Source organism: Trinickia dabaoshanensis (assembly GCF_002879885.1).
GTDB classification, from domain to species: Bacteria; Pseudomonadota; Gammaproteobacteria; order Burkholderiales; family Burkholderiaceae; genus Trinickia; species Trinickia dabaoshanensis.
Genome location: NZ_PNYA01000005.1, coordinates 20,512 through 45,293 on the forward strand (window position 1 = coordinate 20,512; position 24,782 = coordinate 45,293).

The window sequence follows — 24,782 nt, forward strand, 5'->3', positions numbered from 1 at the left end:
TGACATTCCTCCTGCCCGTCGGGGCCTCAATGAAAAAAATTTACGTCAAGAGTCACTGGCGTGCGAGTCGGATCACTGGAGGAGACGGGAAGCTGCCACTCGCGAAATAACTATGCACGTCCATGCCGCCTCTCTCGGTCACTAGCACTCACCTCATCCCAGCCCACCGGCCTCGACTGCCGCGAGCGGCAAGATGGCGGTCAGCGCAAAGCCCGCTGCGGGCGACGTATGGATCTGGATTTCGCCGCCCAGCAGCGCCGCACGCTCGCGCATCCCCAGCAGACCGAACGAATGCCGCCCTGGGGTTGCGTTGCACGTGGCACCGCGGCCATTGTCGACAATCCGCACAATGCAATATGGATCGTCGCGAAGGATGTCGAGCGTCACTTCGGTCGCGCCCGAGTGGCGTGCAACGTTCGTCAGCGCTTCTTGCACCATTCGAAACACCTCTATCCTGCATTCGCGATTGAAGGCGATCTCGTTCTCATCGATATGGCGGATCACAGGAATGTGATAGCGCGCTGAAAATTCCTTAATAAGCCATTCGATCGCGGGAATCAGGCCGAGATCGTCCAGCATTACGGGACGCAGGTCCGCTGCGATGCGGCGGACCGAGTCGATCAACTGATCGATCATCGGATACATGCCGCGCACCTCGCCCCCCGATAGCGGCGGTACCGCGCCGTTTAGGTTGAGCTCGATCAGCGTCACGGTCATTTTCAACGCGGTCAGTTGCTGGCCCAGGTCGTCGTGCAGTTCGCGTGCGATGCGAGCTTTTTCTTCCTCGCGTATGTGCTGGATATGCGCGGACAGCCGCCGCAGCTCTTCGCGCGAGATACGCAGCGCTTCCTCGTCGCGCTTGCGATCGGTGATATCCGTAATCCAGCCCACCATCCGGTATGGCTCGCCGGATTCGTTCCACAGCGCCTGCCCGCGAGACTCGATCCAGCGGAAATCGCCCGACTTCGTGCGCACTCGGTATTCGACGTTGTAGGCGCTTCGATGCGCCAGATGTGCGTTCAGGCTTTCCGTAACCCGGCCGATATTGTCCGGGTGAATCGCATCCAAATGGGCGCGCCGCTCGTTGGGCAACTCGCGGTCTTCATAGCCCATGATTCGCTTGAAATGGGGCGAAAAATAGATCTCATCGGTCTGCGGATTCCAGTCCCACAACCCGGCGGTCGCGCCGCTCACGGCAAGCTGGAATCGCTCCTCACTGGCCGCCAGCGCCTGCTCGGCAGCCTCGCGATGACGCAGTTCCTCTTCTTCGGCGAGTGCCCGCCGAACCGCCGGGCCGAGGCGCGCAAGCCGGTCCTTCAGCACGTAGTCGCGCGCGCCCGCCTTGATCAACTCCACCGCCTCGTCGTCGCCCAGCGCGCCGGTCACCATCACCACCGGCACGGTGCGGTCGTACTGCCGGACAATAGCGAGCGCCTCCAGACCGTTGAGGTCGGGCAGGTTGTAGTCGGAGAGCACGATGTCGGACGAAACTCCCGCAGGTTACTCATGAATTCGCTCTTGTTCCCTGCGCGGGTCGCGACAAAAGCAATGCTCGCTCTTGTCAGCGCGTGACGAATCAGTTCCGCCTGTTCAGGCGCGTCCTCGAGGAGGAGTATCCGAAGTTCCCGGCTCGAAGCCGTTGTCACGTCGTGGTTCATTTTCATGATTTGACGGGAGTCGCTCGTCATACTGATGCCTCAACGATGCCATCACGCGATCGTGGGTGGCCGCTGATTGAGCACCAGCCAATATATGCCCAGCTGCCGCACCGCATCGGCGAACTGCGTGAAGTCGACCGGCTTGACGATGTAGCTGTTGGCACCGAATTCATAGCCGCCCAGCACGTCCGGGTCCTCCTTCGAGGATGTCAGGATGACTACCGGAACGTGGCTGGTCCGTTCATCCGCTCGAATGGCGCGCAAGACATCGAGCCCGTCGATCTTGGGAAGCTTCAGGTCCAGGAGAACGACCTGCGGAAGCTCCCTGGCATCGCGGCCGACATAGTCGCCGCGCGCGAACAGGTAGTCCAGTGCGGCCGCTCCGTCGCGCGCCACAACCACTTTGTTCGCAATGTGGCTCATCCTAAGAGCCCGCATGGTCAACTCTTCGTCGATCGAATTGTCCTCGACCAACAGGATCACGTGCTGATCGTTCATTTTCCTGGCCCCCTTTCGTTCAATGTGAAGTAGAAGGCAGCCCCGCGTGCCACTTCGCCTTCGGCCCAAATGTGTCCGCCGTGGCGCCGGACGATCCTTTGGACCGTGGCCAGGCCGATACCCGTCCCCTCGTACTCGTCTGACGGGTGCAGTCTCTGGAAAACCCCGAAAAGTTTGGACACGTAGGCCATGTCGAAACCCGCCCCGTTGTCACGGACACAGAAAACCGACTGCCCGTCTTGTCGCGTCGATGCGAGCTGGATGCGGGCATGGGATTGTTTGCGCGTGAACTTCCACGCGTTGTCGAACAAGTTGTCGATCACGACGCCAAGGAGCCGGCCATCACCCGTGGCTATCAATCCATCTTCAATGAGGAACTCGACGCCACGGTCAGGTTGCGAAGCCTTCAGCCGTTCGGCGGCGGCATGGGCGAGGCCGCTCAGTTCGACCCGTTCGCGCTGCAAGTCACTGCGCGAAATACGGGCCAGTGTAAGCAGGCTTTCGATGAGCTGCGCCATGTGCTGTGCCGATTCGCGCACGCGTCGCAGGTAACGTTGCCCCTGCTCGTCGATATTCGCGGAGTAGTCCTCCAGGAGCGCCTGGCTGAAGCCGTCGATGCCGCGCAGGGGGGCGCGCAGATCGTGCGCCACCGAGTAGCTGAACGCCTCGAGCTCGCGGTTGGCAGCATCGGTGGCCTCCTTGGCTTGAGCAACGGCCTCTTCCGCGCGCTTGCGATCGGAAATATCTCTCGCCACCTTCGAAGCGCCGACGACGTTCCCACGTGAGTCATGAATCGGAGAGATCGTCACGGAAACATCGATGTCTCGCCCATCCTTGCAGCGGCGCACTGTCTCGAAAGGTTCGACGCGCTCGCCGTTCTTGAGGCGCTCGATGATGGCCGGTTCTTCTCCCTGACGGCCGGGTGGCAGGAGCAGTGATACCGGCTTGCCGATCACCTCGTCCGGAGCGTAGCCGAAGATGCGTTGGGCCCCGGAGTTCCAGCTGCGGATCGTGCTGTCAAGGCTCTTGCCTATGATCGCGTCATCGGAGGAATCGACGATGGCGGCCAGTTGCGTCCGAAGCTCTTCGGCCTTCTTGCGTTCCGAGACGTCTCGAATGGTGCTGGATACGAGGGTTTCGCCCTCACTCTCCAGAGGGCTCAGGCTGACCTCCGCGGGGAACTCGCTGCCGTCTCGGCGGCGCCCCCATAGGTCCAAGTGCGAGCCCATGTAGCGGGCCTTGGGGTCGGCGAAATAGTGTGCTCGGTGGCCGGGATGGATTTCGCGAAACCGCTCGGGGACTAGCACCTCCACCCGCTGTCCGATGAGTTCGCTGCGGTTGTAGTCGAAGAGCCTTTCGGTCTGGGCGTTGACGAGCATAATCCGCCCCTCCTTATCGACGATGACCATCGCGTCAGGCGCCGACTCGAGGAGGCCACGGAACTTTTGCTCCGCCTTCTTGCGCTCAGTGATGTCGCGGATTGCACTCGAGACGATGACGCCCTCGTCGGTCGCGATGGGGCTCAGGCTGATCTCGATCGGAAACTCCCGGCCGTCTTTGCGGACGCCGAACAGCTCGAGGCCGGAGCCCATCGCGCGCGCTCTCGGGTCCGAGAAGAAGCCTGTCCGGTGCGCCCCGTGCTTCTTGCGAAACCGCTCTGGCATGAGCATCTCGACCCATTGGCCTACCATCTCGCTGCGAGCGTAGCCGAAGAGCTTTTCGGTCTGGGCGTTGACCAGCCCGATCCGCCCCTCCTCATCGACGATGACCATCGCGTCAGGCGCCGACTCGAGGAGGTTTCGAAACTTCTCCTCGGCCTTTCTCCGCTCACCGCCGTCACGGATGGAGGCCGAAACGAGCGTGCCCTCTTCGGTGTCAAGAGGGCTCAAGCTGATTTCGATCGGAAACTCGGTGCCGTCCTCACGCAAGCCAAAAAGCTCAAGCCCCGAGCCCATCGACCGAACCTTCGGCGCGCCAAAGAAGTCCGCGCGATACCGGGGATGGTTGGAGCGGAAGCGCTCGGGGATCAGCTTCTCGACCTGCTGTCCGAGCAGCGCCCGCCGAGGGTAGCCGAACAGCTTCTCGGTCTGGGCGTTAACGAGCACGATGTTGCCGTACCTGTTGACGATCACAACCGCGTCGGGGGCCGACTCGAGGAGCCCTCGGAACTTGTCCTCCGCCTGCTTGCGCTCGGTGATGTCGCGAATCGCGCTGGCGACGAGCAGTCCCTCCTCCGTTTCGAGCGGGCTCAGGCTGATCTCGATCGGGAACTCCGTGCCGTCCTTGCGCAGGCCATAGAGCTCCAGGCCCGAACCCATGGAGCGAACCCGCGGCTGCGCGAAGTAGCCGCGGCGGTGCACCGGATGCGCACCGCGAAAGCGCACGGGAACAAGTGCCTCCACTTGCCGGCCGATGAGCTCGGCTCGCGGATAGCCAAACAGCTTCTCGGTTTGCGAGTTGACCAGCACAATGCCGCCATCGCGGTTGACGATCACCATAGCGTCTGGCGCGGCCTCCAAGAAGCCGCGGAACTTCGCTTCGACCTTCCTCCGCTCGGTGACGTCGCGAATGGCCGCTGTGACGAGAACGCCTTGATCAGTCTCGACCGAGGCGAGGCTGATTTCCGCAGGGAACTCGGTCCCGTCCTTGCGAACGCCGTGTAGGTCCACGCCGGCACCCATGGGGCGCGGACGCGGTGCGGCAAAGTAGCCGGCGCGACGTGCCGGGTGTTCGTCCCGGAAACGGGACGGAACGAGAACCTCCACCGACTGCCCCACCAGTTCGGTTCGGTGGTAGCCGAACAGCTTCTCGGCCTGCCCGTTGATGAGCAGAATCCGGCCGTCCTGATCGACGATGACCATCGCGTCGGGCGCGGCTTCGAGGAACGCAGGAACGTTCACCTCGATAGCTCGCTGCGGGCCCTCAGGCGTGCTCTGCTGCACTGACTTCTTGTCCATGCGGCGTTCCTTTGTTCACCCGCGGCTTGTATGCGAATCGCGCTCCGTGTTTTTATGTCGTCCTTCCGGTCACCGCCTAAATCAGCAACATATTCATATTATTAAAAATTCCGGCCGTCGTCGCGCCCATTCTCGCGACCTGTCGAACGGCCGGCGTCCCGGCTACCCGGCAGGCGAGGCGATGCGTCGTTACCGATGGTTACACACGCGACAATGCGGTATCACCCGCCCGGTCTGCGCTGTGTATCCTTCAATGAGGACGAATGGGTTGCCCGTCTGCCGGAATGGCAGCAAACGGGGTGAAAGGAACATGACACGAATTTTGCTATCCAGCGTTGTCGGCCTCGCTGCGGCGTGCTTGTCGGCCAGCGCGTATGCGCACGCCGACATTGGCGTGTTCTTCGGTGTTCCCGGACCGGTGATCGAAGCCCCGCCGCCCGTTGTCTATGCGCCACCGCCCGTGGTGTACGAGCCTGCGCCCGTCTATTACGGCCCGTATTACGGCAGATACCACTATCGCCGTTACTGGCACGACGACGGCTGGCATCGACGTTGGCGCCGTCACGACGACGACCAAGACGAAGGCGAAGACTAACCCTCGCAGCTCCGCCTTGCGGCGGCTTGGCGCTCGGATTTTCAACTTTCAATCTTCATAGTTGCCAGCTTGAGGGCCTTCGGTTTCGCCGTGCTCCGCAATTTCGGTGCTGGCGGCCATTCCGAGGCTCGCCGCAAGCTGCTTGAATTGCAGCTAGACACCGCGCTCCTCGCATACTTGCGAATCCCACCCAACCCTCATTTCGGCTCAGCCGGCGCTTTGCCTGACTCGCTTGCGGAGCGGGCTTTTTGTCTTGTAGCTCACACCGTGCCGCTCGAGATACTCGCGGATCAGTAGTCGCACGGGTACCTTCTCAGCCGGCTATTTCCCAAGGGCGAAGGGACCGCGCGTGGGCTTATCTGCGTCAAATAGCACGTTTGGATCTCGATGCATCGCGCCAGTGCTGGTCGCGGATGATAGGTACGTGTTCATGGTCGCCTAGGAGAGGTCCGGCCGGGATTCGCAAAAAATCCGCCACATCTCGTCCTAAGCTGCTGGCTTGAATGCGAAATCGATGGTCAGATCCAGCAGATAGTCCCCGAGCCGATTGATATGCTCTCGCCGGTACGGTGACAGGACCCTGAGCACCTCCGCGTCGATCGAATGCCCGTTCTGCTGCAGTTTATTACAGCCGTAACCACCCTCGGCCGATCGGCCGAGCCATCACTTTGCGATACACCGCAATCAACGTCCGGGAAAAAGCGTCACCTCCAAGTCGCCACAGCGGTGCGCAGAGAACGTAGGTCAACCAAGCGATCATTGCCGCTCCGGCCATGTCAAACGGGAAGTGCACACCGACAAACACGCGCGCCCAAGCGACTGCGATATCGACGGCGAGAGCAAGCATGCCGAGCAGGCGTCTCCCGTTGTAGAAGAACGTAAAAGATAGTGCCGAGAGCAGCGTAGCGTGATCGCTAGGAAACGATGAGTCGGGGGCGTGCGTCAAGAATGTATGCCCCAGGCCGATCGCGAATGGCCGGGGGTGATACCACGCCATACCAATCAACTGGTTGATGCCAAGTGCCACAAAGCCAACGAAAGTCCCATGAGCCGCGAGTCTTCGACGATTTTCTCCGCCTGCCAGCCACATCCAGACAAGCATAATTGGAACTGTCCAGATCGCGTAGTTGGCAATGAATACGCTCACGGCGACGAGCCAATGCGGTGTGGCCGGCGTAGCGTTGATCTGAAGAAAGATGGCTTGATTGAAGGCTTCGATTGTTTCCATTGCAGACTATCGTAATGAAGATGGTATTTCTGAGGCTATGGCTTTGTCTGACGTGGCGAAAGCCGCACATGGCCAGAGGGATGCAGGTGACACGCGCGTCGGTCGTCATGCGGCGATTATTTTCCTTGCCGATTTTCACGATCTGCCGCACATACTGCCCTCGAAAGAGCGTCAATCTTGCTCGAGCCGGGAATGGGCTCGAGTTCGCCCGTGGCCCCGCTGAACTGCCGCAACACCTTCCCGGAGCCATCGACGAACTTGCCGGCCGCAATGCCATACCGAGCGTTTTCGCAGTCCAGAACAAAAAGCGTCATGTCCTCCGTGTAGTGGACCTCAACGTCCGTCTGGGGCGAAGAATAAAGCGTCTTTGTCCAGACATGGATGAGACCATGCGCGTCCTTTTTCAACGAGCCGGCATCCACGAAGACCAGGACATCGGGGCTCGCAGCCACACGCACCCAGGCTGGGTCGGCGATTGCATCGACTGCGGTGACGAGCAAGATGGCGGCCAACACGAGGTGGTCTCGCTGCCATCTCGCGGTAGCGCGAACGATGCGCCGAAGGTGCCACGCAGGAGATCGCATGATAGTCATGGGTGTCTGGAAACGTTACAACGGTCATCCCGGCTGAAGCGTGCCGAGCATGCACGTAAGTGAGTTCGGTCAGGGACTTGCTGCGGCGACGTTGTGTTCGTTTCGGAGGTATCGGTACTCGTGCCACGTGAGCGCGATGATGACGACGTCCAGGGCTGTGATGAGCAGCAACCATATCGAATGCGTGAAGGTGTATCGGTAGAGTTGGTAGACGATAAACGCGCCGAAGACGACGATTGAGACGGGGTAATACCACAGCCTCTCTCGCAGCAGTCCGACGATCAGCCAAAGCTTGATCACACCGTGTCCGAGCAGATAGATGGCCGCGAATTCCTGGGTGCCGACGGAAAGATGCTGGACGGTATGAAGGAGAAAGTTGGCGACGAGATCGTGGGGGTCTTCGACGAACTCGTCCGTGGTGACCCAGAGCACGAGTGTCAGAAAAAGTTGTTGCGAAACGAAGTACGTGACAACGCCGGCGACGATTTCTGAAAGCGCGAAAGCGGCCTTGAACCAGAGACTCACCTCGAAGACGAGATGAAGCTTCTTTTCGTCGAGAAATTTGTTCAAATCGATCACAGGAATCTCTCCAAACATTCGGATCGCGAGTTGCATTAGGGCCGTTCGTGTGGCGGCATATCCGTGTTGGACGCGCCGGACACAACAGGCAGCACCAGCACGACATCTCGAGTCCGGTTGGCTGCCCGCATCGAGCGGATCGTGGGCCGATCCTGTAGATCGAGCAATTTGACGATCGTCGCGGCACTCGTAATGTTTTGCGTGGACACCCGTGTGAAAAGATGTGCGGGCCAAGACAACGTCTCATGATAGACGGCGCCGTACCAGAGCGGTTCCGCACCCTGGGTGCCCTGAATGGCGTAATGGGATGACCAAAGGCGCAGCACAAACCTGCTTTCCGGCAAATCCGGGTCGGGGCGCATGAACGTGAGTTGCGAGTTTTCCCCTTGCGCATACTTCGGCAGCACGGGCAATTCATCCGGTCGGCTCCGAGGCAGCAGCCAGCCCAACGCCGAGCGAACGGACCACGCGGGCGCGGCCTGCCAGCCGCTCCGTTGCAAGCGCTGCTCGATGAGCCTGCTACTCGCCGGCCATTGAAGCAACAGCGGCTCTTCCTCTTCGCCACCAAAATCCATGCGTCTTGCCGGAATCTGTTGCCAGCCAGCGGCGGTCCACTCGCTAATCTTGAATATCGTGATCGCCGGAGAGACCGGAACCGATGTTGCCACGATCGACTGGAGCCCCGCTGGAATCGCCCAAGATCCGGCGACCGCCAGTGATCCGATCACGACAAGGGCCACGCTTTTGGGATGCATGTCATCCTGCACATGCCAGAGCGCATAGGCCCCACCCAGAATGGCGAACCACGCCAACCCGAGCGCCCAGCCGCCCAAAAGACCACTCAGCCAAGTCTTGCCGAAGTAAAGATCCGCAAGACCGCCAATGACGATCCAGAGTGCGATTGCGATCGCGACGGCTCCGCGCCATGATGTCGCCTGCCGACGTGTGATCACCCACCCCAAAAACCCGTACACCAGGATGTTGAACGCTGCCAGCCCATCCGGCAGCGGGATATGCGGAGCGCCAGGGCGCCAGTCGAGCGGTAACGCGCCTCCCGATTTTGCCCAATCGAAGGGGGACTGCACGACGGCTATCCCGACCAGGATGATCCACCATGCCGCTGTCTTCCAGCTTCGCCGCAGGACGAACCAGATCAGCACAGCGGACGCCATCGCGAAGCCTACGATGCGGCCATTCAACGCAGCGATGCCGGCCATCACCGCGTCGGCCGGCGTTGCATGCAGTGATTGCAGAAACGTATAAAGCGCGGTGTCGGTTCGCATCAGCGGATCGTTGGCAATCACGTCCTGCAACACGCCACCGAAGAGCCATACACTGGCAATCAAGAGCAAGGAGAATGCCGAGATGGTGGGAAATTCAGGATCATCGAGTTTGATCACGCGTTGTATGCGACCTCCAAACTGAGGGAGGCGGCGCGCCATCTCGAGCATCGCATACCGCGCGGTGCGCTTTGCGGCGGGAATGCCATGCGTGGTCGTCAGTCGAGCCAGACGGACGACGAGGTAAAGCAGTACCACGAGAAGAATCAGTGCCGCAGCCAGGCGTGTACTGACGGCTTCGGCCAAGGCCGCCGATGCGCCGAAGACGATACCGGGTATGAGATTGATCGGTGCCCAGACCAGTGCCGAGGCGACGTTGGCGGCGTAAAACTTCAACCGCCCCATGTGCGCCGTCCCAACCAGAAGCGGCACGGTCGAGCGCACCGGCGCGAAGAATCGGGCGAGCAACAGGCTCTTGCCCCCATGTCGCTCGACGAATTGCTCACCGCGCACCCACCGGACTTCTTGCCCCTTTGCCTGGAACCATGAACGAACCTTGCCGTGAAAGTGACGACCCAATTCGTAGCTCAGGCCGTCACCCACGATTCCACCCAGAGCGGACAATGCGAGTGTCGGCCAGACGTCGAGCGCCCCTGCACCGACGAGTGCGCCCGCGAAAAACATGACGATGCTTGCCGGCACCATCGCGATCGTACCCACGACCGCGATCGCCTCGGCAACCGCGATGGCGAACACCACGGCCAATACGAGATAGGGGTGGTTGCTGATCGATACGAGCCAGGTGTGCATGGACATCTCCGTTATCCACACGCGCCGCTTGGACTGTATTGTCGCGTCCGGTCACCCGACGCATCAGAAAGCACTGCGGTGCAAAGGAGCCAGACCCGCCCATCCCAGCGCCGGAAAGCAGCGCTGGCCGGATCGTCCCGCGTGACGCTCTGCGCATCGGCGAACGGCCTCGCGAACGCGGCAGCCGGCGCTGTGAAGTCCTCATTGATCGACGGCACCGAGAACGACCACGCGAACGCTGTCGCGGGAGATTCGCGCGTCACCGTGCCCGTCCAGAGCGGAACGGTACCATGCCTTGGGCTGCGCAATACCAGGTCGGCGGCCGGCCAGAGCCGCAATACGAGCAGCGTGTCGTGCGCTTCGTCGGCAATTCGAACGAACGCCATCGCGGGAGCGGCGCCCTCATGGAACTTGAGTGCGATGGCGGGCGTCGCCCGCTCGTCGCCCGATGCCGGCACTGCCGGCCAGGCCGGATCGCTGCGGGCCGCCCGCCATCCTTGCGCCTGCATCACGCGTTCGATCGTTCGCGCGGTTGCCGCCCATTGGACGCTGAACGGCTCGTCGATTCTGCCGACCACCGCCACGCGTCCGACGGGCAACGTACGCCATGCGCCCCCTCGCCACTGGGTGGCCGTCATCCGCTCGGTCCTCTCGAGCCGACGGTAAAGCGCGACGTCCGCATGATGCCGTTTCGCCATGTGCAGTGCAGCGCCGGCAAGCAGCGTCAATGCAACGATGCCCATCAGTCGCTTCGCGCCGATCGGCTGGATCGGCTGAAGCGAATAACCGACGGCGAGCACGGTGACCCACGCGAGGCCGAAGCTCAGGCCCGCGACGACATCGGAAACCCAGTGCACCCCCAGATAGAGACGCGACGCCGCAATCAGCGAGACGGCAACTGCGGTAACGAGCACGATGGCGGTCCGCAGGCGATGCCGCTGCCCCTCGCACAACAGGAAAGCGAGGAATCCGTAAGTGACGACGGCCAGCGTTGCATGGCTGCTCGGAAACGAGAAGCTCTCGACGCCGCTTGCGAACGGGTTCGGGCGGGTGCGATGCAGCGCGAGCTTCAGGAGCTTGACGATCACCTCGGCGCCGCCCACGGCGGCCAGCCAGTAGATCGCGGCGCGCCAGCGCCGGTGCCAGACGAACCACGACAGCACGACCAGCACGACGGGAACCACCACGGCGGCATCGCCCAGCTCGGACATGCCGGTCATCCATGAATCGAGATAAGGCACGCGGATGTTCTGCAGCGTGCGATAGACGATGAGGTCCGCCTGCATGAGCGGGTCCTTCGACAGCACGTCTTCCAGCACGCCGAGGAACAGCCAGGCGCTGCCGCAGAACAGCAGGGCCGACACGGGGACGAGCACCTTGTGCCGGCGCCACAGGGCGAGCCATGCGCGTGCCGCCGACAAAGCCGACGGCGGGTCGGGAGATTCAGCGGAGTCCAGAATGACGTCGGCACGCGTCGTTATGCCACGCAGCGCGGAGCACGCCAATACGATTGTGCCGATCGCACCCAGCCAGATGCGCAGCGGCAGTGGTTCGAGCGCAAAAAAGGCGCGCAGCGGCGCCGTGCTCGAGACGAGCGCAAAGGACACGGCCATCGCCGCGACGATGGCGATGCGCAGGCGGGTGAGCGGCCGCACCAGCAGCGCGACGATCCACAACGCAATACCGAGCAGCGTCACGGTTGCTGCGCTGCGGGCCGCGTCGAGCGTGCCGTGCAAGTAGCTGAGAGTGACGGAATAGGCGGCGAACGTCGCGATCGCGGCCAGCACGCCTGCCGGCACCGTGAAGCGCAGCACCCGTTCGACGAAGCCGCGGCGGGCGCGTTCCGCGGTCGGTTCGAGCGAAAGAAAGAACGCGGGAATGCCGATGGTCAGTGAACCGACGAGCGTCAGGTGGCGCGGCAGGAACGGAAAGGCGAGATCGGCGACGCCGACCGCGAACGCAAGCAGCATCACGTAGACGGTCTTGGTCACGAACAGGTTGGCGACTCGTTCGACGTTGCCGATCACGCGCCGGCCTTCATTGACGATCGACGGAAGGCTCGCGAAGCGGTCATCGATTAGCACGGCCTGGGCGACCGACGCCGCTGCGCCGCTGCCGCTTCCCATCGCGATGCCGATGTCGGCTTCCTTAAGCGCGAGCAGGTCGTTCACGCCGTCGCCGATCATCGCGACCACGTGGCCGCGTCCGCGCAGCGCTGCCACCATCGCCTCCTTCTGCTGCGGCGAAACCCGTCCGAATACGGTCTCCCGCTCCATAAGCTCGCCGAGCTGGCCGGCGCCCTCCGGCAGCGCACGCGCGTCGACGCCGTCTCCCGCCGCCTCGATCCCTGCGCGTCGCGCCACCTCGGCGGCCGTATCCGCGTGATCTCCGGAAATCACCTTGAGCGACACGCCCTGCGCAGCGAAGTAGGCGGCGGTGGTCGGCGCGTCGGCACGCACGCGCTCCGCGAGCAGCACCAGGGCGACCGGCGCAAGTTCATCCGGCAACCGGTCTCCCGCAAACGCCGAACCGGACCGCGCGAGCAGCAGCACCCTGCGGCCTTCGCGCGCATACGCGGACACGGTCCGGCGCAGATCGTCTGCTGATGCGCTATCGCCGAGCATGACGTCCGGCGCGCCGAGTATCCACGTGCCATGCCAGATAAACGACGCGCCTGCCCATTTCCTTGCCGACGAAAACGGGATGGCATGGACGGTGTGCCATTCGGGTCGCGCGGTGCAACTCGCCGCGATCGCACGCAGCGTCGCATTCGGCGCGGGATCGCTCAGCACCAGCGCGGCAAGCGCCTCGTCGACATCCGGATTGGCACCGAGCCGTTCCAGACGCTCCATGACAGGCACCCCTTCCGTCAGCGTGCCGGTCTTGTCGAGGCAGATCACGTCCACGCGCGCGAGCGTCTCGATGGCGGGCAACTCCTGCATGAGGGTGCCACGCTGCGCGAGCCGCACCGCGCCGATGGCGAGCGCCACGCTTGTCAGCAGCACGAGCCCCTCGGGCACCATGCCGGCGACCCCGCCCGCCGAAAAAAGCAGTGCCTCGTCGAGCGACGCGCCCCGCAGGAGCTGCGTCGCCACCATCAATGTCGACAGCGGCATGATCGCCCAGCAGACGTAGCGCAGGATGCGATTGATGCCGGCATTCAGTTCGGAATGCGGCGGCACGAAACGCCGCACCTGTGCCGCGAGCTGGTGAGCCCAGGCTTGTTGGCCGACCCGCGTGGCCCGATACCACCCTTGCCCGGCAACCACGAAGCTGCCCGACTGTACTTCGGACTCGGGCGTCTTGGTCTGTGGCTCGGACTCCCCCGTCAGCAGCGACTCGTCAATCTCGAGGCCATTCGCCGCCCACACGACGCCATCGACGACGATCTGGTCACCTCGCTCAACTGCGATCAGGTCATCCTTCACGATGTCGTCCGGGTGGACCTCGATCGTCTGCCCCGCGCGGCGCACGCGCGCGCGCGGCTGGTGCAGCAGCGCGAGCCGGTCGAGTTGGCGCTTCGCCCGCCATTCCTGGACGATGCCGATGAGCGAGTTCGTGATCAGCACGCCGCCGAAGAGCGCATCCTGCCAAGGGCCGACCACGAGCACCACCGCGCAGAGCGTGCCGAGCAGCGCATTGAAGCGCGTGAACACGTTGGCGCGCACGATCGCGCCAAAGCTGCGGCTCGTCTGCCGCTTGACGCGGTTGACTGCGCCGCGTCCCCGGCGCTCGGCCACCTCGTCAAGGCTCAGGCCGTCGGGAAGATCCGCCATCGCCGGTCGCCCAGTCACTGGCCGTCCTCCATTTCGGCCTATGCCGGCGCAGTGCCGGGCTCGGCCAGTTCGTCGCGCTCGAAGCGTCCGTAGCGCAGCGCCAGCGTCGGCAGCACGATCAGGTTGAGGGCGGTCGACGTGATCAGGCCGCCGAGAATGACGATCGCCATCGGCCCTTCGATTTCGTTACCCGGCGCGCCACTTGTCAGCGCAAGCGGCGCCAGCGCGAGCGCGGTGACGAGCGCAGTCATCAGGATCGGCACCAGCCGTTCCGATGCCCCGCGCACTGCTGTATCCATGTTCCACGTCAACCGATCGACGTGCACGAGATGCTCGTAGTGGCTGATCAGCATGATCGAGTTCCGCAGCGAGATGCCGAACAATGTGACGAAACCCACCATACCACCAATGGACAGATTCGCCCCCGTCAGCACCACGCTCAGCACGCCGCCGACGAGCGCGAAGGGCAGGTTGACCATGACGAGCAGTACGCCACGACGGCTCTTCATCGCGAGGAACAGGAGCAATGCGATGCCGATGAGCGACATCCCCCCGTACGCCAGCAGGTCGCGCTGCGATTGCGCGCGTGCTTCGCTCTCCCCGCTGAAAACGGCGTAGGTGCCCGGTGGCATTTTAATCTCACGGTTCACTCGCGCCTGAGCCTCCTTCACGAAATCACTGGCCGGCCGGCTACCAAGGTTGACCGACACTGTTTGCACGCGCTGGCCGCCGTCGTGCGTGATCTGATAGCGGCCGGCGACTTGGCGGATCGTCGCGAGCGTGCTCAGCGGAACGGCAAACCCGTCGGCATTACGCACCATGAGTTTTCCAACGTCGCCGACCGTCTTGCGCTGCGCCGGATCGAGCACGACCGCGACGTCATAGGTGCGGCTGCCTTTGTAGATTTGCGAGACCGTTGTGCCAGCATAGGCGGACTGGATCGTATCGAGCACTTCGACGGGCCTGAAGCCCCAGCGGCTCAACGCGTCCGGCTTGAGCTTCACGTCGAGCTCGGGTATGCCGGGAGGCGAATCTACCCGCACGCTGGCGACGCCGTGGATCGTGCCGATCAGCTGAGCGATTTGTTGCGCCGTGCGATCGATGACATCGAGATTGTTGCCGAACACTTTGACGACCACCGGGGCCGTTGTTCCAGAAATGGTCTCGTCGATACGTTCCTCGAGAAACGTATTGACCGAGGTGCTCAGGCCCGGAAAGCGCGACAGCGCCTGGCGAATCCGATAGAGCGCCCAGTTTTGGCCCGATGCGCCCATCGGCTTCAGATCGACCTCGAACTCGGAGAGCTGCACGCCGGTCGGATCGACCACCCCGTTCGCGCGGCCTGCGCGCTGTGCCACGAGACGCACGCCGGGCACCTGCATCAACGCCTTCGATACCTGCGTGCCGATGCGTATCGATTCCGCGAGCGACGTGCCCGGCTCCAGTCCCATATGGACGATGTAATGGCCTTCGCGCAGTTGCGGAATGAAGCTACCGCTCATGAACGGCAGCGACGCGAGCGCAGCGACACACATTAGCGCCGCCGTTACCATGACCGCTTTCACGTGCTGCTCGACCTTTGTCAGCAGCGCGATGTAACGCGCCTTCAGGCGCGCGACGAGACGGGGTTCATGCTCGGGCAAAGGCCCCCTCGCCAGCAGGGCGAGTGCCATGGCCGGCGTGAGCGTCAACGCGACGCCGAGCGACGCGAGAACGGCCAGTATGTAGGCAATGCCGAGTGGCGCGAAGAGCCGTCCGCCGACACCCGAGAGCGTGAGTACCGGCAGGAAGATCAGCATCACGATGAAGGTCGCAAACACGACGGCGCTACGGACTTCGAGCGAAGCACGCAGCACGACGCGAAACGCGGGGAGTGGCTGGGGTCGCTTGCGATTCTCACGTAGGCGCCGATAAATGTTCTCGACGTCAATGATCGCATCGTCCACCACTTCACCGAGCGCGATTGCGAGGCCACCCAAGGTCATCGTGTTCAGGCTCACGCCGAACTTGGTCAGCACGATAATCGCAACCAGCAGCGACAGCGGAATCGCGACGGCCGAAATCACGGCGGTGCGCACATTGAGCAGAAACAGGAACAGGATGGCGATCACGAGCACGGCGCCGACGATGAGTGCCGTCCGCAAGTGACCCACCGCGGCATCGATGAAATTGGCGGGCCGGAAAACGTCCGCGTTCACGTCGACACCTTGCTTGACAAGCGCCGGCTTGAGTCCCGCGAGCGCATTTTCGATGTCGTGCGTCACGGCCAGTGTGTTGGCGCCGTACTGGCTTTCCATCACGACCATCACGCCGGGCTTGCCCATGATCGAAGCCGCGCCGACAGGCGGCGCACTGCCCCAGGCCACATTCGCGACGTCGCCAAGTCGAACCGACGCACCATTGCTCGAACGCAGCACGACACCGGCCAGTTTCTCGGGCGTGGCGATCTGGCCGTCGGCATTGACGGCGATGCGCTGGTTATTGTTCTCGATGAACCCGGCGCCCCGTACCCCGGTGGCTTGGCGGGCCGCGGCGATCACGTCCTGGATCGACAGTCCGTAGCGCATCAGCTTCGCGGGATCGACCTGGATCTGCATCTGGCGCGTCTCGCCGCCGAACACGATTGCATCGGCCACGCCGGGGACGCTCAGCAGTTGTGGTTTGATGGTCCACTGTGCGATGCCATAGAGATCCGCGAGCGAGCGTGTCTTCGACGTGAGACCGATGATGCGCACGACGCTCGTCGTCGTGGTGAGCGGCAAAAGCCTGGGCGGCTTGACGCCTGCAGGCAGTGTGGCTGCGAGTCCGTTGATGCGCTCGGTGACGAGTTGTCGGACCTGCATCACGTTTGCGCTGTCGTCGAAGACGAGCGTGATCGCGGAGAGGCCCTGCATCGACCGCGAACGCATCGACTGCAGCCCAACCATGCCGCCGAGGGCATTCTCGAGCGGTTGCGTGACGAGCGTTTCCACCTGCTCGCTCGTCATGCCTGGCGCTGCCGTCTGCACGATGCTCATCGGCGGAGCGAATTCGGGAAAGACGTCGAGCTTGGCGCGCGTGAGCGTAAAGAGCCCGTAGCCGGCCGCGACGACGGCCAGCGCATAGATGACGCCGCGAAAGCGCAGCGAAAAGCGGATGATCGCGTTGAGCATGGAACGTGAGGTCGCGTTGATCAGGGCGGGTAAGGCGTGGGTCAGTCGTCACACTCGGGTGGATCCTTGCAGGCCGTGGCGATGCCTTGTGGCTTGAGCTCTTCTGAGAGCAACAGTTGCGCACCCTGCGTCACGACCTGGTCGCCGGCTTGGAACCCGGACGTCACTATGAAACCGTGGTCGCCCTCATCGCCAGCAGGCACGAAGCGCCGCGTAAAGCGATCGGGAGCCGTCCGCACGTAGGTCCATGTTTGCCCGCCGTACCATATCACCGCCCGTTCGGGGATCCGCAGCTCGGATGCGGCCTGGCTTGACGTCGGCACTTGCGCGCTGGTGCGCAAATTTGCCGGCAGCGCGTCGTCGGCGACGTAAAGCCAAGGGCTGCCCTGCACGGCCGGATCGGCGAGCGGTGAGGCGGAAAGCTTTTGAGCGGGCACCGAGCGGCCGTCGGGCGTGTCGATCGTGATACGCGCGGGCGGTGCCATGTCGAAGATGGCCGGCAACGTGACGCGCAACACCACGGCTTGCCCCGACAGGAGACGCTTGAACAGCTTCGAGGCCGATGCCGTCGCAGCATTCGCGAGCGCGTCGCCAAACTGCTGCCGCATCGCGCCGTTCAGGCCGTTCAGCGTGGCATTGGCCGATTGGAGTTTCGCTTCATCGGCTTGCATCGCAGACTGCGCATCTTGCAGGCTCTTCTGCGAAATGTTGCGATCGTCCGCGAACAGCGCGCGGCTGCGCTGGTACTGGGCGCGCGAGCTGGCCGTCTGGGCGGTAAACATCCCGACGTCTGCGCGGGCACTCGCCAAGCGGTTGCGCAGATCGAAGAGCGGCTGCAGATCGATGACGGTGGCGTAGGCGCTGATATTGGCCTGGCGCGTGACAGCTGTGAGCGGCGCGACCTCGATGTGGCTGGCGCGTTGTTCCTCGGGACCGACGACGACCACCGTTTCGCCGTTTACTGTCTGAACGGCGGGGGGCGGGGCGGATTGCGCTGCCGCGGTTGTCGACGCGCTGGTGTCATGGAACGTCTGATAGATGTACCAGCCTGCACCGCCAGCCAGGGCCAGCGACACGACGGACAGAAGGATCAGTCGGAATTTCATCGTGGTGTCTCTTCACTGAGGGTATCGCTCACCGCCCCGTGACCGAGGGGTTGCTGCATCGCATCTTCGAGTGCGCCGGCGGCTTGCTGGACCGCGACAACCGCGTCGAGATGGAGGGTTTCACTGGTCTGATAGTCCGCTTCCGCCTGCGTGTAGGTCAGTCGGTCCGCGTTCCCGTTGGCGAAAGCGGCAGCCTGGCTGTCGAGCTGTCTGCGGGCACTCGCGAGATGGGCGTCGGACAGGCGTAACGCTTCGACGCTTGACCGGTAGCGCGCGAGCGCATGCGCAAGATCGCCGAGGATCCTGTCCTGCAGCGCGCCAGTACGGGCCGCCGCTTCCTTGCGTCTTGCCTCGGCTTCATGGATGCCGCCTTGATTCTGGTTGAAGATCGGCAACGTGATGCCGGCGAGCCCGAATGCGATCTTGTGTGTGCCCGTGTCGTACGTGTAGCCGGGGCCGAGGTGGAGGTTCGGATACTGCTTCGCGACTTCGAGCTGAAGCGCTGACTCGGCCGCGGCGTAATCGGCAAGCGAAGCGCGCAGATCGGCGCGATGGAACATCGCCGCGCGCTGTGCATCCGCGGCCGGCGGCGCGGGCGAAACTGCGCCGAAGGCGGAGAGGTCGATCGCGATGGCGTCGAGCGCTGCAGCGGGTACACCGATAGCGGCCGCGAGTTGGGCTCGCGCATCCTGCTTGGCGCTGCGTGCCGCAGCCAGATCGCTTTGAGCCTGGGTGTCGGCGAGAATGGCGGAGTCGACGTCGGGCCGCGAGAACTGCCCCACGGCAAGGCGCTTGCGGCTCATCTCGGCAATTTGCCGCTCGGCTTTGGCTTTGGCGGACAGGAACGTAATGCGCTTTCGGGCAGCATAGAGGGCGAGCATCGCGTCTCGGACTTGCGCGCGAACCTTCCACGCCTCATTGACGAGGCTCAGTCGCGCGGCTTCCGACAAGTGAGTCGCCTGATCGACGCGATAGCCACGCTTGTGCGCCGTCTCGATCGGGATGTCGAGTGCCGGGCCGAAGGTAAGCGGAGATCCCGGCCCCGGGTTGGGTGTCGAATACTGAAACGGCAACTGCAAGACCGGGTTGGGAATCGTGTCGGCGACTTCGATGCCGGCCTTGGCAGTGCCCCATTGGGCGCGCGCAACGTCGAGGGCTGGGCTAAAGTAGAACGCCGCCAGCGTAAGCATTTCGCGATTCCAGCGCGCGGGCGGCCACGGTGCGACATTGTGTCCCGCCTCGCGCACGACGAAGGCGTGCAACGCCTTGCTCGCAAGCGAGCGCTGCTCGAAATGTCGGGCAAGCTGGGCTGGGGCGATCGGCTGGGCATGATAGGTCGTACAGCCGGCCAGCCCGACGAAAGCAATCAATATCGCTCGGCGCATTCTGGGATCCATCGGTCGTTCTGCCGCCCACCAAGGGCAGCGTCCGACGCGGATGCTACGGCACCGCTTGTGAAGTTTTCGTCAACAAGGCGCCGCCCGGTGGATGCCGGGGCGGCGCTGTGGCAATGCGCCTGCTACGGCACGCTTAATGGTGCCGGTACAGCCCTTGATTGCGCTGCTGCCGAATTGGCGCACCGGCCTCGGCATTCCCGGTCATAGCAGGCCCAGAGCCCGAGGTGTCGCAGTTCATTTCTGGCATCTTGCTCGGGTAGCTGTTTTTTGGCAGGCGCATCAGCCCCCGCTGCTGCGCACACGCAAGCTGCGCTCGAACTTCGGTGCGAGTCGTGCCGGGGATTTGCTGAGCGAACGAAAACGAGGAAACGAATGCGCACGATGCGACAACGAGTGCAGCGACTAGCGATTTCATAGTGACCTCCGTCATGAGCAGGGCCATATCAATCCCGCCAGACCGCGGAATGGCCCGTTTCTTCATGCTATGCCGGGGATTGTGAAGTTTTCGTCAAGAACTCGGCAAATTCGCGTAGGGCTCAATCCGCCTCGCACTCGGCAGGCGCAGAGATACACAAGTTCCCGCGCCGGGCTCGCTTCCGATCTGGATCAACCATCCGTAGCGGTCACAGATTTTATTTACAATCGAAAGGCCGATTCCAACGCCAGACGTCGAGGTGCGTTGGGACTTCGCCTGGTAAAACCGGTCAAAGACGTGCGGAAGTGCATCCGCCGAAATGCCGGGCCCAGTGTCCTGTATATACAGCCAGCCGTGGGTATAGCGAAACCGTAGACTTCCGCGTCCGGTATGCCGGACGGCATTGTCGATAAGGTTCGACAGCACTATCGCGAGCGCTGAACGGTTTGCCAGCACCCAAAGATCTTGTCCCACCTCATTGATAATTTTCAGTCCGTTCTCTTCGATTTTGTGTGCAAACGGCGTCAACGACGTCTCGATCACGGCCGCGAGCGCGACCGACTCGACATCGCGCGCCGTATCTTCCCGGGCGAGATTCAGCAGCGCGTTTGCAAGTTCGCGCATGTTGTCAGCCGCTCGCTCGATCTGGCGCAGGCGCGCCCGCGACTTGCCCACGATCGCCGTGTCCTGCCCGAGCAACTCGCAACTCGTCGTGATGGTCGTAAGAGGCGTGCGCAGTTCGTGGCTGACGTTGCCCGTGAACTCCTTCTCGCGTTCGATCATGTCGGCCATGCGACGGTGGTAGTCGTTGAAAGCCTGAACAAGTTCGACGAGTTCCGTCTCGTCGTATTTGCCGGGCTGGATCGGCGCCGATTCACCTAGCCGTAGATCCTTCACTTGACGGGCGAACCCGGCTACCTGCCGCACCAGCAAGCCGGATAAGCCGAACGACAACCAGATAGTGAGAAGAGCAAAGACACCGGTGCCTGCCATCAGGTCGTTGATGACGTCCTTGAAATGTTTCTCGTAGACGTTGAAGTCGTAGATCCGGTATAGGCGGGCCGCGCCTAACGGCGCAATCGCCACATGAATTTCGCGTCCCTCAATGATGATCTCGTGGGTGCCATCCGATAGACTTCTAACCGTCGCCGGTAGGGAAACTCTGCGCTTGCCTGTGCCCGACACATAACCGTTCATTTGCGCATCGAACGGCGGCAGTAAAGAGGGGTTGACTTCATCGCTCTTGATTACACTGGCCATGTCGTCGCGGATAAGGGCCGTGATCAGCTTCTCTTCTTGGGCCTCTGCCAGCGTTTTTACTCCAAGCGCCTGTGCGATAAGCAGCGCGATGGTCAGTGCAGAGAAGAATAGGGCGACCTTGAAGCGCAGGCTGTTACGCATCTTGACCAGGTGCAACGAGTCGGTAGCCGACGCCATGAACCGTCTCGATCACGTCGCACTCCCCCGGCCCACATAGGGCCCGCCGCAACATGTAGATGTGAGCTCGCAGTGTGTCGCTGTCGGGCTGGTGCTCGCCCCAGACTTCGGATTCCAGCTCAGCTCGTGTGAAAGTGCGGGCAGGCGACTGCATCAGGATACGAAGCAGTTGAAGGCATTTTGGGGGAAGCTTGACCGGATGCCCGGCTCGGTCGACGGTCATCGTCGACAAAGCGAGTCGCACGTCGGCAAATCGAAGATCCATCGATGCGACCTGGCCCCGATAGCGTTTGATAAGGGCGCTAAGACGCGCACCCACTTCCTTCAGGGAGAACGGTTTGACGAGATAGTCATCGGCACCGTGGACGAAGCCGTTTAGCTTATCGTCAAGCGCGTCCCTAGCCGTCAGCATGAGCACTGGAGTATCCCGCCGCGCCTCTTCGCGTAGCTTACGACAGATCGTGAGCCCGTCCATGCCGGGCAGCGACAAATCGAGCAGAATGGCATCCCACGATTCGCCTCGCGCCATCTGTAGACCAGCGTTTCCATTGGAAGCCAGATCGACCTCATAACCGCTACCTTCTAGGTAGTCGTACAAGTTCGCGGCAATCGCGGGATCGTCTTCGACAATTAGCACCTTCATGGATCGGCAGTTCGCGCGGTGGCATGATGAAGATTGGATGCTACAGCAGATTGCATGCACTTAACCGGACGCCGATGTGCAAGTCAATCGTTCAGAGAATACTCTGCAAATGCTTGCAAACGGAAATCCTTTCCTCGCGCGCAAAAGCGAATCGATCGATTTTTCGCATGGCGATCGGCTAGGTAGCTATGTTCACCTTCACTATCATCGAAATGGTCATCGTCACCCCCACCGCACCGATACGATTGCGCGTCGTCCTTGCGACGACCCGCTCTCGGATTTGAACGTGGGTTCTGTCCAAATGCCGCACGAAAAGAGCGGGCGTTTTGCGTGCCCCCGCGCGGCCGCCCGAAAGAGTCTTCCGCACGGGACCATAATACTGCCGGTTACAACGGCTCTATTAACCTTGAACTGCCTTTTGAGCCTGCTCCTTTGCAAGTAGGCGCTGCGCTTGAAGATCCCCGCGGTGAGCTTCCTGGGCAGTCTGCACGGAAGTTTCGGTCGCTTCGACCAACGCCGCGCGGGCGGCGCTGCTGATGGATACCGAATAAGACGCGGACGGCTTGGCCGACTGCGCGGACGACGTGTTACCGCTCGATTGGGTAGCCGACGTCGACTGTGTTGCGCCCTTCGCTTGCTCCGCCGAAGCGTCGGCCTTAGGCGAAACCAAGGCGGCTGCTTGGCCGTTGATTGCTTGAATCGTCATCGTGTCCTCTCAGAAAGGTGTGCCAAAGCGTGGCATCTGCTTTAACGGCGAACGGGCGCATGGCTTGAGAAGCATATTTTTTGTTATTTCGCGAGTTCTTCAGCTTCTCATAAGGAAGTGCGTGAATCGCGCCGCGCCATGCCGCTCCCAGCGATGCTTCAATCCGGATTCGGCCCTTCGGCCTTGTTCTCGAGAATTGCGCCGGTGCGGGCATCGACGCCCACCTCTTGCGTGCCGCTTTCCGTTTTGATGTCGAACGAGTAGCGCAGGCCGCTTCGGCCCCCTTCCTTCTCGAGTTCCTCGTCCGTGATCGTTCCCGGGTGTGCCTTCAGGGCGGCGGTGCGGGCCTGGGCAATATCGATTTTGGCGTCCTTTGCGTACTCCTGGCCGCTGAATGCATACGCGGCGACGCTCGTTGCAAGTACAGCCGCCGCTACCGCTACCATGTTCAAGGGCTTCGTCATGATGTGCCTTTGCGTTGTGAATGAGATTCAACGATAGGCGCGCGATATTAGGCGAACCTTAGCCGCCGGGCGCATCGAAGAAATGGTCACCTTTTCGCAGAGGACCGCAGGCCGGTATCCGCTCACGGATTAACCGCAAACCACATGATGCCGCCCCCCGGGCTGTGATCGCCCGGCGATACCGCCAGGTAAATGCGATCGAGCGTCGTCGAAAGCATCCCGGACTTGGCGCCCGGCGCTGTGGCGACTCGGCCGAGATCGGTGTAATGGTCGGCGTCGTCTTGCCGATAAACGCCCATATAGCCATCGCCGCCCGCCACATAGATCCGCTTTCGTGCCCCGTCGTAAAACAAACTGTCGGAACTCGCCGGGGCGTCGAGCATTGCCACGGTCTTACCGTTATCGGTGTTCATTACGAAAAGCTTGCTCGGGTTGCGGGTGCCGACGAAGAGGCGATGATGAGCCTCGTCCAACGCCATCGTCAGATTCCTCGAAGCGCCATCGAGCGGCCAATGGGCGATCACCTCGAGGCTCTTCTTATCCACGACGGCCACCTGGTTCTTGCTCGCGATGTTGACGAACAGCCGGCCTCCGTGCATTTCGGGGACCATTGCTTCGACATGGTCCGCGTCGACGCGCAACCGTCTGCGAACCGTGCCGGTTGCCGGATCCACCTCGTTGATGAAGCAATGCGTCATGCCCGCATCTTTACCGCCGCTTACGATGTACAGACGGTCCGTCGTTTCGTCGAAAGCCATCGAATCCGCACCGGGAGCGAGGTGGATGTGGCCGGTGACCTTGAACGTTGCCGCATCGATGATCTTTGTGCCGCTTGTACTGCTGTCGGTGATGACGAACTTGTCTTGCTTGGGAAGGTACAGGATCGCATGCGGCGTCCCGAATGTCGTCAAGGTGCGTTCGTGTGCGCCCGTATCGAGGTTGAACACCTCGACCGTGCCGTGATCCTCTGCTGCGAGCAGCAGCCGGTTGCGCTTGGTATCGACGCCGAAATGGTCGAAATCGCCGCTGTATTGGGGCGACCACGCGGTGCTACGTCCAATCAACGTCGGCAGATGGGGGTGGCCGTCGGCCGGCACGTTGGACATCGCCGTTCGATTCGACGATCCTGGCGTGACGGATTGGGGTGCTGCATGAGCATGAAGCGCCATTGCCGATAGCAAGGCTGCGGTCAATAAAAAGCGACGCGGCACTGTGTTTGTCCTGGGTCGATGAACGCGCTGCGAGCACGTTCGATTGGGCGGAAGCGGGGGCGGGGCGCCGACGCTAACATCGAACAGCGTAAGACGCCGGGAGCTTGGCAGACCAACCTTATCGCCGCCTTAGCGCGGCGACATCAGGCGCGCATGTCGCGTATGAATGTGAACGTGGGGGATTCGATGACATGCTCGGGGCGTTCGAAGCCCAGCATCGAGCGGGGCTTCGGCCCGTGTTTTGGGCGCATGCAATCGCCGCCGCGCATTGCCGCCA

At 62.4% G+C, this 24,782-nt stretch carries 17 protein-coding genes and 3 pseudogenes; 1 reads left to right on the plus strand and 19 read right to left on the minus strand.

Annotation, left to right across the window (positions count from 1 at the left end; translation table 11 throughout):
* Nucleotides 1–153 precede the first annotated feature (153 nt).
* From C0Z18_RS06710 to C0Z18_RS06720, 3 genes and pseudogenes are all read right to left on the minus strand, one after another.
* A pseudogene (locus tag C0Z18_RS06710) lies at nucleotides 154–1,658 on the minus strand (PAS domain-containing protein).
* Between the two features lie 51 nt (nucleotides 1,659–1,709).
* Nucleotides 1,710–2,156 carry a response regulator gene (locus C0Z18_RS06715; protein WP_102644623.1) on the minus strand — a complete coding sequence of 149 codons (447 nt, stop codon included), beginning with the start codon at nucleotides 2,154–2,156 and terminating at the stop codon, nucleotides 1,710–1,712.
* The gene (locus C0Z18_RS06720) at nucleotides 2,153–5,113 is read right to left on the minus strand and encodes a PAS domain-containing sensor histidine kinase (RefSeq protein ID WP_102644624.1); all 2,961 of its coding nucleotides are present in this window, start codon (nucleotides 5,111–5,113) and stop codon (nucleotides 2,153–2,155) included. Before C0Z18_RS06720 ends, C0Z18_RS06715 begins: the two co-directional genes overlap by 4 nt.
* Nucleotides 5,114–5,423: 310 nt before the next feature.
* Here C0Z18_RS06720 and C0Z18_RS06725 point away from each other — a divergent pair, with 310 nt between their 5' ends.
* Nucleotides 5,424–5,708, plus strand: a complete 285-nt coding sequence (locus tag C0Z18_RS06725) for a hypothetical protein (protein WP_102644625.1) — start codon at nucleotides 5,424–5,426, stop codon at nucleotides 5,706–5,708.
* Between the two features lie 207 nt (nucleotides 5,709–5,915).
* Here the strand turns inward: C0Z18_RS06725 and C0Z18_RS33825 are convergent.
* The 16 genes and pseudogenes from C0Z18_RS33825 to C0Z18_RS06800 all read right to left on the minus strand — a co-directional run.
* Nucleotides 5,916–6,011: pseudogene (locus C0Z18_RS33825) on the minus strand (CopG family transcriptional regulator); the annotation flags it as partial.
* Between the two features lie 183 nt (nucleotides 6,012–6,194).
* Nucleotides 6,195–6,332 (minus strand): annotated as a pseudogene (locus C0Z18_RS32645) (Tn3 family transposase); the annotation flags it as partial.
* Nucleotide 6,333: 1 nt separating this feature from the next.
* Nucleotides 6,334–6,936, minus strand: coding sequence for a phosphatase PAP2 family protein (locus tag C0Z18_RS06735; protein WP_102644626.1), 603 nt, complete (start codon nucleotides 6,934–6,936; stop codon nucleotides 6,334–6,336).
* A 116-nt stretch (nucleotides 6,937–7,052) separates the two neighbouring features.
* Nucleotides 7,053–7,451, minus strand: a complete 399-nt coding sequence (locus C0Z18_RS06740; RefSeq protein ID WP_146013957.1) for a surface-adhesin E family protein — start codon at nucleotides 7,449–7,451, stop codon at nucleotides 7,053–7,055.
* A gap of 147 nt (nucleotides 7,452–7,598) precedes the next feature.
* Nucleotides 7,599–8,108, minus strand: coding sequence for a DUF2127 domain-containing protein (locus C0Z18_RS06745; protein WP_233217211.1), 510 nt, complete (start codon nucleotides 8,106–8,108; stop codon nucleotides 7,599–7,601).
* A 35-nt stretch (nucleotides 8,109–8,143) separates the two neighbouring features.
* On the minus strand, nucleotides 8,144–10,198 hold the full coding sequence (locus C0Z18_RS06750) for an LssY C-terminal domain-containing protein (RefSeq protein ID WP_158244211.1): 2,055 nt from the start codon (nucleotides 10,196–10,198) through the stop codon (nucleotides 8,144–8,146).
* A gap of 11 nt (nucleotides 10,199–10,209) precedes the next feature.
* Nucleotides 10,210–13,974 (minus strand): HAD-IC family P-type ATPase, encoded by a 3,765-nt coding sequence (locus tag C0Z18_RS06755; protein ID WP_102644629.1) that lies wholly within the window; start codon nucleotides 13,972–13,974, stop codon nucleotides 10,210–10,212.
* Nucleotides 13,975–14,012: 38 nt separating this feature from the next.
* The gene (locus C0Z18_RS06760; RefSeq protein WP_102644630.1) at nucleotides 14,013–17,126 is read right to left on the minus strand and encodes an efflux RND transporter permease subunit; all 3,114 of its coding nucleotides are present in this window, start codon (nucleotides 17,124–17,126) and stop codon (nucleotides 14,013–14,015) included.
* Between the two features lie 41 nt (nucleotides 17,127–17,167).
* The gene (locus C0Z18_RS06765) at nucleotides 17,168–18,232 is read right to left on the minus strand and encodes a metal transporter (RefSeq protein WP_102644631.1); all 1,065 of its coding nucleotides are present in this window, start codon (nucleotides 18,230–18,232) and stop codon (nucleotides 17,168–17,170) included.
* Complete coding sequence (locus C0Z18_RS06770) at nucleotides 18,229–19,617, minus strand: TolC family protein (RefSeq protein WP_102644632.1); 1,389 nt, start codon at nucleotides 19,615–19,617, stop codon at nucleotides 18,229–18,231. Before C0Z18_RS06770 ends, C0Z18_RS06765 begins: the two co-directional genes overlap by 4 nt.
* A gap of 145 nt (nucleotides 19,618–19,762) precedes the next feature.
* Entirely contained in the window at nucleotides 19,763–20,110 is a 348-nt protein-coding gene (locus tag C0Z18_RS06775) for a DUF4148 domain-containing protein (protein ID WP_332888203.1), read from the minus strand.
* A gap of 27 nt (nucleotides 20,111–20,137) precedes the next feature.
* Nucleotides 20,138–21,445 (minus strand): sensor histidine kinase, encoded by a 1,308-nt coding sequence (locus C0Z18_RS06780; RefSeq protein ID WP_102644808.1) that lies wholly within the window; start codon nucleotides 21,443–21,445, stop codon nucleotides 20,138–20,140.
* Nucleotides 21,438–22,124 (minus strand): response regulator transcription factor, encoded by a 687-nt coding sequence (locus C0Z18_RS06785; protein ID WP_102644633.1) that lies wholly within the window; start codon nucleotides 22,122–22,124, stop codon nucleotides 21,438–21,440. The genes C0Z18_RS06780 and C0Z18_RS06785 overlap by 8 nt, the downstream gene beginning before the upstream one ends.
* Before the next feature lie 400 nt (nucleotides 22,125–22,524).
* Nucleotides 22,525–22,830, minus strand: coding sequence for a hypothetical protein (locus C0Z18_RS06790; RefSeq protein ID WP_102644634.1), 306 nt, complete (start codon nucleotides 22,828–22,830; stop codon nucleotides 22,525–22,527).
* 158 nt (nucleotides 22,831–22,988) lie between these two features.
* Nucleotides 22,989–23,294 (minus strand): PepSY domain-containing protein, encoded by a 306-nt coding sequence (locus tag C0Z18_RS06795; protein WP_102644635.1) that lies wholly within the window; start codon nucleotides 23,292–23,294, stop codon nucleotides 22,989–22,991.
* 122 nt (nucleotides 23,295–23,416) lie between these two features.
* Complete coding sequence (locus C0Z18_RS06800; RefSeq protein WP_102644636.1) at nucleotides 23,417–24,400, minus strand: YncE family protein; 984 nt, start codon at nucleotides 24,398–24,400, stop codon at nucleotides 23,417–23,419.
* Nucleotides 24,401–24,782 lie beyond the last annotated feature (382 nt).

Coding starts and splice junctions, on each gene's coding strand:
- C0Z18_RS06785 (WP_102644633.1), bottom strand. CDS start 22,124: ATGAAGGTGCTAATTGTCGAAGACGATCCCGCGATTGCCGCGAACTTG.
- C0Z18_RS06780 (WP_102644808.1), bottom strand. CDS start 21,445: ATGCGTAACAGCCTGCGCTTCAAGGTCGCCCTATTCTTCTCTGCACTG.
- C0Z18_RS06775 (WP_332888203.1), bottom strand. CDS start 20,110: ATGAAGAAACGGGCCATTCCGCGGTCTGGCGGGATTGATATGGCCCTG.
- C0Z18_RS06735 (WP_102644626.1), bottom strand. CDS start 6,936: ATGGAAACAATCGAAGCCTTCAATCAAGCCATCTTTCTTCAGATCAAC.
- C0Z18_RS06770 (WP_102644632.1), bottom strand. CDS start 19,617: ATGCGCCGAGCGATATTGATTGCTTTCGTCGGGCTGGCCGGCTGTACG.
- C0Z18_RS06715 (WP_102644623.1), bottom strand. CDS start 2,156: ATGAACGATCAGCACGTGATCCTGTTGGTCGAGGACAATTCGATCGAC.
- C0Z18_RS06755 (WP_102644629.1), bottom strand. CDS start 13,974: ATGGCGGATCTTCCCGACGGCCTGAGCCTTGACGAGGTGGCCGAGCGC.
- C0Z18_RS06800 (WP_102644636.1), bottom strand. CDS start 24,400: ATGTCCAACGTGCCGGCCGACGGCCACCCCCATCTGCCGACGTTGATT.
- C0Z18_RS06790 (WP_102644634.1), bottom strand. CDS start 22,830: ATGACGATTCAAGCAATCAACGGCCAAGCAGCCGCCTTGGTTTCGCCT.
- C0Z18_RS06795 (WP_102644635.1), bottom strand. CDS start 23,294: ATGACGAAGCCCTTGAACATGGTAGCGGTAGCGGCGGCTGTACTTGCA.
- C0Z18_RS06765 (WP_102644631.1), bottom strand. CDS start 18,232: ATGAAATTCCGACTGATCCTTCTGTCCGTCGTGTCGCTGGCCCTGGCT.
- C0Z18_RS06720 (WP_102644624.1), bottom strand. CDS start 5,113: ATGGACAAGAAGTCAGTGCAGCAGAGCACGCCTGAGGGCCCGCAGCGA.
- C0Z18_RS06760 (WP_102644630.1), bottom strand. CDS start 17,126: ATGCTCAACGCGATCATCCGCTTTTCGCTGCGCTTTCGCGGCGTCATC.
- C0Z18_RS06750 (WP_158244211.1), bottom strand. CDS start 10,198: ATGCACACCTGGCTCGTATCGATCAGCAACCACCCCTATCTCGTATTG.
- C0Z18_RS06725 (WP_102644625.1), top strand. CDS start 5,424: ATGACACGAATTTTGCTATCCAGCGTTGTCGGCCTCGCTGCGGCGTGC.